The organism is Mycobacterium sp. NPDC003323 (assembly GCF_053589535.1).
On the sequence record NZ_JBSFSB010000011.1, the window covers coordinates 20411 to 33399 of the forward strand.

The 12989-nt window shown below is 69.9% G+C and carries 17 protein-coding genes; 4 read left to right on the top strand and 13 right to left on the bottom strand.

All coding sequences use genetic code 11. The features are described from left to right. Positions 1 to 15: 15 nt before the first annotated feature. Positions 16 to 339: a branched-chain amino acid transporter permease gene (locus tag ACWDUN_RS21700; RefSeq protein ID WP_449932070.1), complete on the bottom strand. Its 324-nt coding sequence runs from the start codon at positions 337 to 339 to the stop codon at positions 16 to 18. After that, positions 332 to 1000 (bottom strand): AzlC family ABC transporter permease, encoded by a 669-nt coding sequence (locus ACWDUN_RS21705; protein ID WP_449932071.1) that lies wholly within the window; start codon positions 998 to 1000, stop codon positions 332 to 334. Before ACWDUN_RS21705 ends, ACWDUN_RS21700 begins: the two co-directional genes overlap by 8 nt. A gap of 44 nt (positions 1001 to 1044) precedes the next feature. Here ACWDUN_RS21705 and ACWDUN_RS21710 point away from each other — a divergent pair, with 44 nt between their 5' ends. Both ACWDUN_RS21710 and ACWDUN_RS21715 read left to right on the top strand, forming a co-directional pair. After that, positions 1045 to 1689, top strand: coding sequence for a phosphate signaling complex PhoU family protein (locus ACWDUN_RS21710; protein WP_449932072.1), 645 nt, complete (start codon positions 1045 to 1047; stop codon positions 1687 to 1689). Positions 1690 to 1844: 155 nt separating this feature from the next. Continuing rightward, positions 1845 to 2561 carry a cutinase family protein gene (locus ACWDUN_RS21715; protein WP_449932073.1) on the top strand — a complete coding sequence of 239 codons (717 nt, stop codon included), beginning with the start codon at positions 1845 to 1847 and terminating at the stop codon, positions 2559 to 2561. Here the strand turns inward: ACWDUN_RS21715 and ACWDUN_RS21720 are convergent. Next, on the bottom strand, positions 2485 to 3324 hold the full coding sequence (locus ACWDUN_RS21720) for an adenylate/guanylate cyclase domain-containing protein (RefSeq protein ID WP_449932074.1): 840 nt from the start codon (positions 3322 to 3324) through the stop codon (positions 2485 to 2487). The genes ACWDUN_RS21715 and ACWDUN_RS21720 overlap by 77 nt on opposite strands. A 10-nt stretch (positions 3325 to 3334) precedes the next feature. After that, positions 3335 to 4462 carry a nitronate monooxygenase gene (locus tag ACWDUN_RS21725; protein WP_449932075.1) on the bottom strand — a complete coding sequence of 376 codons (1128 nt, stop codon included), beginning with the start codon at positions 4460 to 4462 and terminating at the stop codon, positions 3335 to 3337. Between the two features lie 72 nt (positions 4463 to 4534). On the opposite strand from ACWDUN_RS21725, the gene ACWDUN_RS21730 reads away from it, so the two are divergent. After that, positions 4535 to 5890 carry a hypothetical protein gene (locus ACWDUN_RS21730; RefSeq protein WP_449932076.1) on the top strand — a complete coding sequence of 452 codons (1356 nt, stop codon included), beginning with the start codon at positions 4535 to 4537 and terminating at the stop codon, positions 5888 to 5890. Here ACWDUN_RS21730 and ACWDUN_RS21735 read toward each other — a convergent pair. The 8 genes from ACWDUN_RS21735 to ACWDUN_RS21770 are packed head-to-tail and all read right to left on the bottom strand — an operon-like array spanning position 5816 to position 11402. Continuing rightward, the gene (locus tag ACWDUN_RS21735; RefSeq protein ID WP_449932077.1) at positions 5816 to 6277 is read right to left on the bottom strand and encodes a hypothetical protein; all 462 of its coding nucleotides are present in this window, start codon (positions 6275 to 6277) and stop codon (positions 5816 to 5818) included. The genes ACWDUN_RS21730 and ACWDUN_RS21735 overlap by 75 nt on opposite strands. Beyond that, positions 6274 to 7374: a molybdopterin-dependent oxidoreductase gene (locus tag ACWDUN_RS21740; protein ID WP_449932078.1), complete on the bottom strand. Its 1101-nt coding sequence runs from the start codon at positions 7372 to 7374 to the stop codon at positions 6274 to 6276. Before ACWDUN_RS21740 ends, ACWDUN_RS21735 begins: the two co-directional genes overlap by 4 nt. Then, positions 7371 to 8000 carry an SAM-dependent methyltransferase gene (locus ACWDUN_RS21745; RefSeq protein WP_449932079.1) on the bottom strand — a complete coding sequence of 210 codons (630 nt, stop codon included), beginning with the start codon at positions 7998 to 8000 and terminating at the stop codon, positions 7371 to 7373. The genes ACWDUN_RS21740 and ACWDUN_RS21745 overlap by 4 nt, the downstream gene beginning before the upstream one ends. Position 8001: 1 nt before the next feature. Then, on the bottom strand, positions 8002 to 8661 hold the full coding sequence (locus ACWDUN_RS21750; RefSeq protein ID WP_449932080.1) for a TIGR04282 family arsenosugar biosynthesis glycosyltransferase: 660 nt from the start codon (positions 8659 to 8661) through the stop codon (positions 8002 to 8004). Then, positions 8661 to 9323, bottom strand: coding sequence for a glycosyltransferase family 2 protein (locus tag ACWDUN_RS21755; protein WP_449932081.1), 663 nt, complete (start codon positions 9321 to 9323; stop codon positions 8661 to 8663). The genes ACWDUN_RS21750 and ACWDUN_RS21755 overlap by 1 nt, the downstream gene beginning before the upstream one ends. Positions 9324 to 9376: 53 nt before the next feature. Then, the gene (locus ACWDUN_RS21760; RefSeq protein WP_449932082.1) at positions 9377 to 10408 is read right to left on the bottom strand and encodes an NAD-dependent epimerase/dehydratase family protein; all 1032 of its coding nucleotides are present in this window, start codon (positions 10406 to 10408) and stop codon (positions 9377 to 9379) included. Then, complete coding sequence (locus ACWDUN_RS21765) at positions 10405 to 11184, bottom strand: S-methyl-5'-thioadenosine phosphorylase (protein ID WP_449932215.1); 780 nt, start codon at positions 11182 to 11184, stop codon at positions 10405 to 10407. The genes ACWDUN_RS21760 and ACWDUN_RS21765 overlap by 4 nt, the downstream gene beginning before the upstream one ends. Further along, positions 11181 to 11402, bottom strand: a complete 222-nt coding sequence (locus ACWDUN_RS21770) for a hypothetical protein (RefSeq protein WP_449932083.1) — start codon at positions 11400 to 11402, stop codon at positions 11181 to 11183. Before ACWDUN_RS21770 ends, ACWDUN_RS21765 begins: the two co-directional genes overlap by 4 nt. Positions 11403 to 11485: 83 nt before the next feature. On the opposite strand from ACWDUN_RS21770, the gene ACWDUN_RS21775 reads away from it, so the two are divergent. Beyond that, the gene (locus ACWDUN_RS21775) at positions 11486 to 12355 is read left to right on the top strand and encodes a 1,4-dihydroxy-2-naphthoate polyprenyltransferase (protein WP_449932084.1); all 870 of its coding nucleotides are present in this window, start codon (positions 11486 to 11488) and stop codon (positions 12353 to 12355) included. Here ACWDUN_RS21775 and ACWDUN_RS21780 read toward each other — a convergent pair. After that, the gene (locus ACWDUN_RS21780) at positions 12294 to 12977 is read right to left on the bottom strand and encodes a DUF3159 domain-containing protein (protein ID WP_449932085.1); all 684 of its coding nucleotides are present in this window, start codon (positions 12975 to 12977) and stop codon (positions 12294 to 12296) included. The two genes, ACWDUN_RS21775 and ACWDUN_RS21780, sit on opposite strands and share 62 nt — an antisense overlap. Between the last annotated feature and the right edge of the window lie 12 nt (positions 12978 to 12989).

Below are 12989 nucleotides of genomic sequence, written 5' to 3' on the forward strand. Positions count from 1 at the left end.
CGGCGCCACACTCTGTCACCACAGCGACATCAGCGCCACATAAATAAATGTGCCGGTGAAGATGGACAGCAGCGCATGCCGGCGCCACAGCTGCACTCCCATCGTCGCCGCCACCGCGATACCGAGCCAGAGTTGTTGGCGCGTCTCGGCTTCCGGCGCATCGCGCACGGTGTAGAGCGCCAGCATCACCATCACCCCGAGCGGCATGTGCAGGCTCAGATAGCGCACGACGGTGCTGTGCCGCAGCGGCGCGAGCGCCGCGAACGGCAATGCCCGCAGCGCCCAGGTGAGCGCCGCGGACATCCCGACCAGCGCTGCGATGTATCCGGTGTCAGGCATCGGCGGCCCCCGATCGGACCGCCAACCGCACCAGCAACAGCGCCGTGAACGCCGCGAACGCCCACACCAGCAGCTGGCCCGGCGCCAGCAGCCAGGCGATCAGCGCGCAGCACGCCGCCGCCACCGCGGTGAGCCGGTCGGGGTGCTGCCGATAGGCCTCGATGGCCAACACGATGAACAGCGCCGTCAGCGCGAACTCCAGACCGGCCAGCTTGTCGATCGGCAGCGCAGACGCGAGCAGCCCGCCCAGCCCCGCCGACACGGTCCAGGTCAGATGCAGGCCGCACTGCATGCCGAGGATCTGCCGTGATGTCCACGTCGCGGCGTCCGGGCTGACGCCGACGGCATAGGCCTCATCGGAGAGCACATAGGTGCTGTAGGCCTTGCCGAGCGGCCCCCGCACCCGGTGCAGCGGGAAGGACAACGCATAAAAGACGTGCCGGGAGTTGACGATCAACGTCGTCAACGCCACCGTGGCCAGCGGCGCGCCGGCCGCAGCCAACCCCACCATCAGGAATTCCAGCGAGCCGGCATAGATCACGGCGGCGAACACCGGGGCCCACCACCAGTCCAGCCCGGCGTGGACCACCAGAAATCCCAGCGCCATGCCCAGCGGCAGAAAGGCCAACCCGATCGGGGCGGTCACCCGCAGAACAGACATCGGCACAGTTTGTCAGCCGCGCCCAGCGGGTACACGGGCCGATCATGCGCACCGAGTTCCACGCCCAACTCGACCGGCTGACCGCCGAGCTCGGTGAGATGTGCGCGCTGGCCGGGGAGGCCGCGGCCGACGCCACGACCGCGCTGATCGACGCGGACCCGCAGGCGCGGGGCCGCGTCCGGCAGGCGCTGCGCCGACTCGACGTCCTCAATGAGCGCGTCGACCGCCGCGCGTTCTCGGTGCTGGCCCGCCACTCCCCGGTCGCCCATGATCTGCGCCTGGTGATGTCGGCCTTCTCCATCGCGGCCAATGCCGACCGCATGGGCGCGCTGGCGGCCAATATCGCGCGGTTCGACGGGCCGGTGCCCGAGGTGACGGTCCCCATCCTCGCGCGGCTGGGCGAGCACGTGGTGGCACTGGCCGAACACGCGCGGCGTGCGGTGACCGGCGGCGACACCGACGAGGCCGAACGCGTCCGGCTCGGCGACGCGGCCGTCAACGATCTGCACCGCGAACTGCTGGCCACCGTGCTGAACGAACGCTGGTCCGCGGGCATCCAGGCGGCCTCCGACACCGCGCTGCTCGGCAGGTTCTACGAGCGGTTCGCCGACAACGCCGTCGAGATCGCCCGAAAGGTGATCTTCCAGGAGATCGGCGAGGTTCCGCTCGCCGACAACTCCTCTCGCTGACGGCCCGGCACGCCCTATCCGGCAACCGAACACTCGCATCCGCGGGCGTGTCGGTGCCCACAGAAAATGTCACGGATGTTAATAGAGTGATTTTTGTGAATAATGGGTACTGATGAGACACCTGTAGTGGACCGGTGTCCCGCCCGAGGAGAGAAATGGCCGCCCGATACACGACCATGCTCGCCGCCGCCGGACTGACCGCCGCCATGCTCAGCCCGTTCACCGTCGCGACCGCTTCGGCCGCCCCCGAATGCGCGGATGTCGAGGTGATCTTCGCCCGCGGCACCGACGAACCCGCCGGCATCGGGAAGGTCGGGAAGTCCTTCGTCGAGACGCTGCGCCCCATGCTGAAGGGCACCTCGATCAACACCTACGCCGTCAAGTACCCCGCCACCTGGGACTTCATGAAGGCGGCCGTCGGCGCCAACGACATGAGCAAGCGGGTGCAGACCGTCGCCGCGCAATGCCCCGACACCAAGATCGTGCTGGGTGGTTACTCCCAGGGCGCCGCCGTGGTGGACGTCGTGGCGACCGCGCCGATCGCCGGGCTGGGCTACACCGCCCCGCTGCCCGCGTCCGTGGTGCCGCACATCGCCTCGCTGGTGGTGTTCGGCAATCCGTCGGCCCGGATCGGCAATCCGCTGACCCGGATGAGCACGGTGTTCGGCCCGCGCACCGCCGACCTGTGCGCGCCCGCCGACCCCGTGTGTTCGCTGGGCCGGGACTGGGAGTCCCACGTCCGCTACCCGGAATCGGGCCTGGTCAAGCTGGGCGCCGAATGGACGGCGAAGCTGGTCAAGGCGTCGCAGCGGGCAGTTCAAGAGCGCGACGAGAAACCGGATACAGCAAGTGCGTCCCGCGCAACCCCTTGAGTTCGGACTCCCGCGGTGACCCCAGCCACAGGTCGTCCAGATCGCCGATGGCGGCGGCCACCGGTTCGCTGACCAGGATCTCACCGCCGTCGGCCTGACCGGCCACCCGCGCGGCCATCGCGACGTCGAGGCCGAAGAGGTCATCACCGCGGCGCACCGAGGTTCCCATGTGCACACCGATGCGCACCCGGATGCCCGCCCACCGCGATTCGTCGGTCAGCGCGGACTGCACATCGGTACTGCAGCGCACGGCGTTCTCCGGGTCGGCGAACGCGATCATGAAACCGTCGCCCTGGTTCTTGACGACGTGCCCGCCGTGCTTGGCGACGCGGGACTCCACGAGCTTGTTGTGCTTGCCCAACAGCCGCACCCAGGCCCGATCCCCCATCGCCGCGTTGGCCTCGGTGGAGCCTTCGATATCGGAGAACACGATGACGACGCGCCCGTCGGCGGTCAGCCGGGCCAGGTCGGGCCGCTCCACCTGCGCCCAGCCGGCCAGATCCTCGATCGAGTTGCGCACCGTGGCGCCCAGCCCCTTGTTGATGATCATGTCGGCGGTCTGGAAGACCGTCTTGATGGCCAGCGGGGCCACACCCCGACGGCGCCGGCGGCGGCGCTCGTCCTGCTCGGCGAGCAGTTGGGCCAGTTCGCCGCGGACCTTGCCCAGCTGATGGCGGCTCACGATGAACAGCACCAGGAAGGTCACCGACGCCGCGAAAAGCAGCCCCGTGATGATCAGCAGGACCAGCTCGCGTGTCGGCACCGTTCGATTATCAGTCCGGCAGCGAGTTACTCAGCCGTTCGGTGGCGGCCAGATAGTCCTCGATGAACTCCAGCACGACATCGCGGGCCGGTTTCACCTTGGTCATCAGGCCGACGCCCTGCCCGACGAAGTACGTCGACAGCGCCCGCGCACCCTCATGCCCCTGGTCGGCCAGCGCGTCGATGCGGCGCAGCACCGGCTCGGACAACATGTTCTGCAGTGGCAGCGGAAGGGGTTGCTGCCCACCCGGATTCGGCGCCCAGGCATCGGTCCAGTCCGACCGCAGCTGTCGTGACGGCTTACCGGTGCGACCGGCCGACCGCACCGTGTCGCGTGAACCGGCGGCCAGCATCTTGGTGACGGTGTGCGGCTCGGTCTCGGCCTCCTCCGTGGTCAGCCACACCGAACCGGTCCAGGCACCGGCCGCACCCAGCGCGACCGCGGCGGCCATCTGCCGACCCGTCACGATGCCGCCGGCGGCCAGCACCGGCACCGCATCGTCGATGGCATCGATGACCTCGGGGACGACGACCAGCGTGGACACCTCACCGCAGTGCCCGCCGGCCTCGGTGCCCTGCGCCACGATCAGGTCCACCCCTGCGGCGACCTGCTTGACGGCATGCTCCTTGGCACCGACCAGAGCGGCCACCGGGATCCCGCGCTCGCGGCCGGCCTCGATCATGTAGTCCGGTGGGACACCCAGGGCATTGGCCATCATCTTGATCGGGTGGCTCATCGCGACCGCGAGCAGTTCCTCGCCGTTGCCCCCGGCCAGCACGGGCTTGCCGGTGCGGACCTCGGTGTCGGGCTCGATACCGTGGTCGGCGAGCAGCTTGTTGACGAACTCGCGGTAACTGTCGGGGATGCGCGAGGCCAGGTCGTCACCCGACAGTTTCTCGCCTTTGCCCTCGAACTTGGCGGGCACGATGATGTCGATGCCATACGGCTTGCCGTTGACGTGCTGGTCGATCCAGGTCAGCTCCTGATCGAGGCGCTCGGGCGAGTAGGCCGCGCCGCCGAGGACGCCGAACCCGCCGGCGTTGGTCACCGCGGCCACCACATCGCGGCAGTGACTGAACGCGAACAGCGGAAAGTCGATGCCATAACGCGCGCAGAATGCCGCCGATGAGGTAGTCATCCGCCCATTATTAACACCTGTCAAGTTTCTTGTGAAGCGGGTCGCGGACGGGCCACCCATAGTGTGGAGGCCATGCGCATAGGCCGACGGGAATCAGTGGCGCTGACCATCGGGGTGACGCTCGTGGTCGCGGCGTTCGTGGTGCCGCACCTGGATCTCGGAATCGTCACCCCGTTGATCAACAGCACACCCGAGCGCATCCAGGCCTTCGCCGACACCGCGCCGATCTTCGGGTGGTGGGAGGCACATGTCGGATGGGGCACCGTGCCCGCGGTGCTCATCGGTGTCGCCGCCGTGCTGTGGGGCCCGGCGGTGGCGGCCCGGCTGCCGTGGCGGATGCTGGTGTCGGCGGCCTGGGGCACCTCGGCGTTGTGGGCCTTCTCGCTGGCCATGATCGACGGATGGGAGCGCGGGTTCGCCGGCCGGCTGACCGCCCGGCACGAATACCTGCGACAGGTGCCGACGGTCACCGACATCCCCGAGGCGCTGCGCACCTTCTCCGACCGGATCCTGGACTACCAACCGGATTCCTGGATCACCCACGTCTCGGGTCATCCACCGGGGGCGCTGCTGACCTTCGTGTGGATGGACCGTATCGGCCTGGGCGGTGGTGCGTGGGCGGGACTGTTGTGTCTGCTGGTCGGTTCCAGCGCCGCGGCGGCGATCCTCATCGCGGTGCGCGCCGTCGCCGACGAGGCCACCGCGCGCCATGCCGCGCCGTTCGTGGCGGTGGCACCGACCGCCATCTGGATCGCGGCCTCGGCCGACGGTTACTTCGCGGGCGTGGCGGCCTGGGGTATCGCCCTGCTGGCGCTGGCCGTGCACACAACCCCGCGGTACCGGCCGGCCCTGGCCGCCGCGGCCGGGCTGGTGCTGGGGTGGGCGATCTTCCTCAATTACGGCCTGGGGCTGATGGCCATCCCCGCGGTGGCGGTGTTGATCACCGCCGACCGGCGGCGCACCGCGCTGCGCGCGCTGCTGCCCGCCGTCGTGGCCGCACTGGCGGTGGTCGCGGTGTTCTATGCCGCCGGCTTCTGGTGGTTCGATGGCTATGTCCTGGTACAGGAACGCTATTGGCAGGGCATTGCCAACGACCGCCCGTTCCAGTACTGGGGCTGGGCGAATCTGGCCTCGACGGTCTGCGCCATCGGATTGGCCAGTGTGGCCGGTCTGGGCCGGGCCCTGGATGTCCGGGCGCTGCGCGGGCGCGCCGGCCTGCCCGTCATCCTGGTCGGCGCGCTGCTGGCGATCCTGGCCGCCGATATGAGCATGCTGAGCAAGGCCGAGACCGAACGGATCTGGCTGCCGTTCACGGTGTGGCTGACGGCCGCCGGAGCCCTGCTAACGGCGCGCTCACACTGCTGGTGGTTGGCGCTCAACGTCATCGGTGCCCTGGCGATCAACCATCTGATCCTGACGAACTGGTAGCCGGATCAACCGCGACAGCACAGCGCTGAGCCACACCACCGCCAACGCGATCCCCAGCCCGAGCGGGTAATCGCGGTCCAGAACCGACGGGTTGTCCGGTTTCAGCCCCGGCTTGTCGTACACCGGGATGGCCAGCAGGACCAGCACGACGCTGCACAGAGCGGCCACCGCGACCGGTGACCGCCACCGCACCGGGACGAGCCTGCGGCCGGCCCATCCGAGGGCCGCGCAGGCCGGTGCGAACACCAGATCGTGCACCACCACCGCGACCACGGCCCAGATCAGGATCCGCAGGATGATCACCGGCGGGTTCTGCGCCACCAGGACGACGCCGTACGCCATGGCGGCACACCCGAGTGCCGCCAACACGACCCGCACGACGGTCATCGCAGCGTCTCGATCCGCGTCAACCATTTCGTCTGCAGCACACCGGGCCTGCTCGGGGCGATCAACCGGCACGGGTACCCGTGGTCGAGGTCGAGGACCTGGCCGTTGACGCGCAGGGCGATCAGCGTCTGCGGATCACGGGCGTGACGCGCGGGCAGCACGGTGCGCGAATAGGGGCCCGGCTGCTCCAGCGAGATCATCCGCACATCGGTATCCGGTGAACCACCCACCGCGGCAAGCAGATCCGCCAGCACCACCCCGGTCCACTCCGCGTCGGCGCTCCACCCCTCCACGCAGGCGATCGGTAGCCGGTGGGTGGTCTGCGGCATGGCGCGCAACTCGTCGATGGTGAACTCCCGCTGCATCGCTCCGTTCGCGACGGTCAGCCGATACTCCGGGGACGAGGCAGTCCGGAGCACCCCGGCGGCGGCCGCACTGCGGTTCACCGGAACCCCCTGCGGCCCTTCGCCGGTGCGCGGTGCCAGCACCGACACCCGCCGCAACAGCGGCACCGTCTGCCCGACGGTCACCACCGTTGCCACCGCGACCGCCAACCAGGTACCGCGCAACACAGTGCGCCGGGTCGGGCCGGCACGAGCACGATCGGCCGGAGCGTCGGCGGGCTCGCCGAGAGCGCGCCGGACGATCGGCAACTTGACCGCCAGGTGCACCAGCACCGAGCCCACCGCGATATAGGCCACCGCGTAATGCGCTGTCGGGAAATAGAACTGGAACGCATACCACTGTGCGATGTTGAGCAGCCCGGTCGACAGCTCGAACAGGATCGAGGCCACCAGCACGAGGATCGACGCCCGTTCCAGCATCCGGACCGGACCACCCAGGACCGGACGCTCGAACAGTTTGGGCCACACCGACCACAGCTTGACCACCACCAGCGGGATCGCCGCGATCCCCGAGGCGACATGCAGTCCCTGCGTCCACCGGTACAACCCCACCGGGCGGGTGGGCCAGACGAACCAGGGCTGCGGGTGCTGGATGAGATGGCTGAGCAGTCCGGTGACGAAGCACACCGTGATCGCGATTCCGAGCGCGACGCCGACCCTGCTGGTGACGGCGGTGCCGCGCAGCGCCGTCATTGCGCGACCAGGCTCGCGATCACCCGATCCCCGACGGGATGCACCGCCCGCAGCGCGAGCCCGACATCGGCGGCGATCCGCGCGGCGCAGTCCAGCCCCACCGATGCCCACCGGAACCACGGCCCGTTGCCCTCGGCGGACTCCAGCCGCACCCATTGCCGGTCGACTCCGACTGTCCTGGTGTCGAATTCGACCAGGCACTGACCGCCGCGGCGCAGTAGGTCGGCGGCGCGCTGCAGCACCCGCCACGGGTCGCCACCGAGGCCGACGTTACCGTCGGCCAGCAGGGCGGTCTGCCATCGACCGACTCCCGGCAGTGGGCCGAACAGATCGCAGCACAGCACCGGCACACCGCTGGTACGCGCCAGTTCCGCCGCGGATTCCGATTTGTCCACCCCCAGCGCGGGAAGACCGCGCTGCACCAGTCCGGCCACCAGCCGTCCGGGACCGCACGCCAGGTCGATGGTGGGACCGGAGGACAGCTCCACGATCGCCCGGTCGAAGCTGCGGTCGGCATGGGTGCCGACCAGCCACTTGTGCACCGGCAGCAGGTGTCGGCGGCCGTCGGAATGCCGGACCCAACATCGTTGCCCGCCGAGGGCTTCCTCGTAGAGTTGACCCTGCACGTCAGACGCCCGCCAGCCGGGTGGTCCGCGCGAAGCGACCGGCGGGCGCGCATGCGCAGCGAACGGTGTCGATGTCCCCGACGGTGTCGACATCGGCGAGTTCGGGCATCAGTTGTACCCCGATCCCGGCATCGAACAGGGCCAGCAGCGTGCGCGCCCCGGTATCGGGCTGCGACATCGGCACCGCGCACAGGCAGTCGGCCATCGCCGGGTCCTGCACCCCCAGTACCCACCAGCCACCGTCGGCCGCGAGCCCGAGGACCGTGTCGGCGTCGCCCAACGCCTGCCCGCACTGGCAGATCAGCTCCGGACTGACCTGCGGGGTGTCCATCCCGATCTGCAGGACCGGCAGACCGGCCTCGGCGGCGTCGGCATGGGCGTGGGCGAGCCGCTCGGCGAAACCGTCACCGCGCTGCTCGATCACCGTGAAATCGACCAGCCGTTCGGCGATCTCATCGGCCCGGCAGGCCGTGCGCAGATCACCCGTCATCGCCACCACCCGGCGGGCCACCGGCGCGGCGGCGACCGCGTCCAGGGTGTCCAGCAGCGCCGCGGCGGCGATATCGGCGGCCACCTCGGCCCCCAGAGTGGCCGCCAACCGGGTCTTGGCCAATCCCGGGACCGGCGCCTTGGCCACCACCAAGACCGTCCCCGGCCACATCACAGCGCGCGCCAGAAATCGAGCGCGGCAATGGCACTGCCGCGCACCGAACCGCTGACCTTGGAGGTGCCGCCGGTTCGGGGGCCATAGGCCACATCACGTTCCACGACGCGCCAGTTCGCCTGTGCCGCGCGGACCATCAGCTCCAGCGGATAGCCCGAACGACGGTCGGTCACACCGAGATTCAGCAGCGCATCGCGCCGGGCAACCCGCATCGGGGCGATATCGTGCACCGGCAGCCGATACTTGTGCCGTAGCCGCCAGCACACCGCCGCGGTGCCCAGCCGGGCGTGCCACGGCCAGTGCAGTCCCGGAACCGCCCGGCGCCGGCCGATCGCCAGATCGGCACCACGGTCGAGTTCGGTGACCAGTTCCGGGAGTTCTCGCGGATCCAGCGAACCGTCTCCGTCCAGGACCGCAACGATCGGTGTCTCGGCCGCAAGCACGCCGGCGTGCACCGCCGAGCCGTATCCGGGCCGCACCTCGGTCACCACTGTCGCGCCGTGCGCGCGAGCCACGCTCGCGGTGTCGTCTGTGCTGTTGTTGTCGACCACCAGCGCGGTATACCCACTCGGTATGCCGTTCAACACACCGGGTAGCGACTGCGCCTCGTTGAGGCACGGCAGCACCACCGTGACGGAGTTCGCGACAGTGTCGGCCATGCCCTGCACGTTAGGCCGCCGCGCGGCCGAACGCACTCAGCTAACCCGGACCGCTAGTCCCGCAGTGCCGCGAAGGCGAACTCGCGCAGGCCGTCGTCGGGCGCGACGGCGGCGCGGAAGCCCAGCCGCTGCGCCGCCCGAGCGGGGTCGGCCACGATATGGCGGACGTCCCCGCTGCGGTACTGGCCGGTGACCATCGGCGCGGGAGCGTTGCGGGCAGCGGCGATCCGGGTCGCCACGTCGAGGATCGACACCGGCCGTCCCGAGCACACGTTGAACGCGGCGAACCCGCCCATCTGCGCTTCGACCGCCGCGACATTGGCCGCCGCGACATCATCGACATGCACGAAATCGCGCATCTGCCCGCCGTCCTCGTACACCTTGGGTGCCTGGCCGGCCTCCAGCTGGGAGCGGAAGATGGCCGCCACCCCGGAATACGTTGTGTCGCGCGGCATGCCGGGGCCGTAGACGTTGTGATAGCGCAGCGCGACGACCGAACCGCCGACCGAATCGGCGAAGGCCAGCGCATAGTGCTCCTGGGCGGTCTTGCTGGCCGCGTAGAGGCTGCGCGGCCGCAGCGGCGCATCCTCGTCGACCAGCCGCCACCGCAGCGGCTCCCCGCCGATCGGGCAGCGATGGTCGAACACCCCGCCGTCCAGGTCCGCGCGGGTGCGCGGCAGCGGATCGACGGGCCCGTGCTCGGGGCAGTCGTAACCGCCCTGCCCGTAGACCACCATCGAGGAGGCCAGCACCAACCGTGAACAGCCCGCGGCGAACATCTGGGCCAGCAGCACCGTGGTGCCGTAATCGTTGTGACTGCCGTAGGACGGGGCGTCGGCGGCGTTGATCCCCGCTCCGACCACCGCGGCCTGGTGGCACACCACGTCGATCCCGTCGAGCAGCCCGGCGATCGCGGTCGCGTCGCGCACGTCGACCCGGTGGCAGTCCGGAGGCGGATCGGCACCCTCGCGGTGCGCGGCCGACAGCATGGTGTCGACGGCGACGACCTCGTGCCCGGCCTCGGTCAGACGTGCCCAGATCCGGCTGCCGATGAACCCGGCGGCCCCGGTGAGCAGCACCCTCACGGCAGCTCGAAGGGCAGGGTCACGCCCTCGTGGGCCAGGCAGTGCGTGCAGGTCCGTTCCGGTGCGACCCCGGCGATGGCCTCATGCACCAGCTGTTTGAACCCGCCGATGTTGCGTTCGAACTCGGCGAACACGTCGACCGCGCGGACCCCGGCACCGGCCTCCACCCCGGCGTCCAGATCCGTCACCAACGCAATTGCGGCGTAACACATTTCGAGTTCGCGGGCCAGTACCGCCTCGGGATGGCCGGTCATGTTGATCAGGGTGAACCCCTGACCGGCATACCACTGGCTCTCCGCACGGGTGGAAAAGCGCGGCCCCTGCACGACGACCATGGTGCCGCCGTCGACCACCGACGGCAGATCGGTCGCGGCGGCCCGCAGTGTCGGGCAGTACGGGTCGGCGAACCCGACGTGGATGCCGCCGGAGTCGAAGTAGGTGTCCGCGCGTCCGCTGGTGCGGTCCACGAGCTGATCCGGCACCACCATCGCACCCGGACCGAGCTCGGGGGTCAGGCTGCCCACCGCGCAGGGTCCGAAGATGCGCCGCACGCCGAGCGCGCGCAGCGCCCACATGTTGGCCCGGTAGGGCACGGTGTGCGGGGAGAACTCGTGGCGCACGCCGTGCCGCGGCAGGAACGCCACCTCGTGTCCGGCGACGGTGCCGACGGTGATCGGGGCGCTCGGCGCGCCGTAGGGCGTATCCAGATTGACGGTGCGGGCGTCGGCTCCGAAGAAGGTGTAGAAACCGCTGCCGCCGATGACTGCGAGCATCAGCTCTCGGTCTGACCGTCCAGCTCCGCCCGTTCGGCGGCTTGGCGGGCGGCATCGCGGATCGCGAAGGCGTCGGTGGCCAGCCCGCCGATGGCGTTCGCGACATCCTTGACGGCGGTGGTGATGATGCCGGCGACCTCGCCGACCGTCGACGCCACGGATTCCACGCCCTCCTGCAGGGCGTCCTTGGCGATTTCGCTCTTGCTGAGTCGGTCAGTCATTTGATCAGTGTCATGCGCGCCTCACAATGTGACAAGGTGCGCCGCGTCACGCCAGGTGAGAGGACCGTGCAACCATTGCCCGCGTGGCTAGCTTTGCGCAATGGGTCTCCGGCGCCCGCCCTCGCACGTTGCCCAACGCGGTGGCTCCCGTCATCGCGGGCACCGGTGCGGCGGCCTGGCTCGGATCGGCGGTGTGGTGGAAGGCGCTGCTGGCGCTGGCGGTTTCGCTGGCCCTGATCATCGGCGTCAACTACGCCAACGACTACTCCGACGGCATCCGCGGCACCGATGACGTGCGCAGCGGGCCGATGCGCCTGGTCGGTTCCAAGGCCGCCGGCCCGCGCGCGGTGCTGACCGCCGCCATCGTCAGCCTGCTCATCGGCGCGATCGCCGGCCTGGCGCTGGCCATCGTCAGCGCGCCGTGGTTGATCGCCGTCGGCGCGGTCTGCATCGCCGGCGCCTGGCTGTACACCGGCGGCTCCAAACCGTACGGCTACCGAGGCCTCGGTGAGGTGGCGGTGTTCGTGTTCTTCGGTCTGGTCGCGGTGCTGGGCACCCAGTACACCCAGGCGTTGCGGGTGGACTGGGTGGGCCTGGCGCTGGCCGTCGGCGTCGGGGCGTTGTCCTCGGCGGTGCTGGTCGCCAACAACCTGCGCGATATCCCGACCGACGCCGACTCCGGAAAGATCACCCTGGCGGTCCGCCTCGGAGACGCGCGCACCCGGCTGCTGTTCCAGGCCCTGGTGGCGGTGACCTTCGTGCTCACCCTGGTGCTGATGTTCGCCACGCCCTGGTGTGCGGTCGGATTCGCGGCGGTGCCGCTGGCGGTGAAGGCCGCCGCTCCGGTGCGCGGCGGCTCCGGCGGCGCGGCGCTGATCCCGGTGCTGCAGTTCACCGGCCTGACGATGCTGGTGTGGTCGGTGACGGTGAGCCTGGCGCTGGGTCTGGGGTAGGCACCGTCGCCGTCAACCGGTTGGCCCGGCGCACCGCCCAGAACACCACCAGCAGCGCCACACCGAGCAGCGGATAGCCCATCGCGATCCGGGCGAACGCCAGCCAGCCGGTGTGGCCACCGTCGTACAGCCATTGCTGAACCACGAACCTCGCGGCGAACAACACCACGAACGCGATGGTCGCGACATCGAATCCGCGCAGCACCGCCTTGTCCGCGCGCCAGTTCGGGTCGGGCCCCGTGCTGCGCAACAGATTCCAGATCACCCCGACCAGCGGACGACGCACCAGTACCGACACCGTGAACGCCGCCGCCGCGGCCAGGCTGATCCAGATGCCCGGCAGGAAGTAGTTGTCGGCCGAACCGGTGAAGTAGGCGATCCCGGCCGCCAGCGCGACGCCGAGCAGGCCGGACACCGCCGGCTGGATGGGCTCACCGCGCAGCCGCCGCACCACGATCAGCCCGGCGCTGACGGCGAGCGCCACCAGTACCGCCACGGTCAGGCCGGCGATGGCATTGACGATCACATAGGCGAAGGTGGGCACGCTGGCGTACACCAATCCGGCGATCCCGCCCATCCGTTCCAGCAGTGTCGGTTCGCGTTCCTCGGTCGTATCGGGCATGTGCTCATCGCA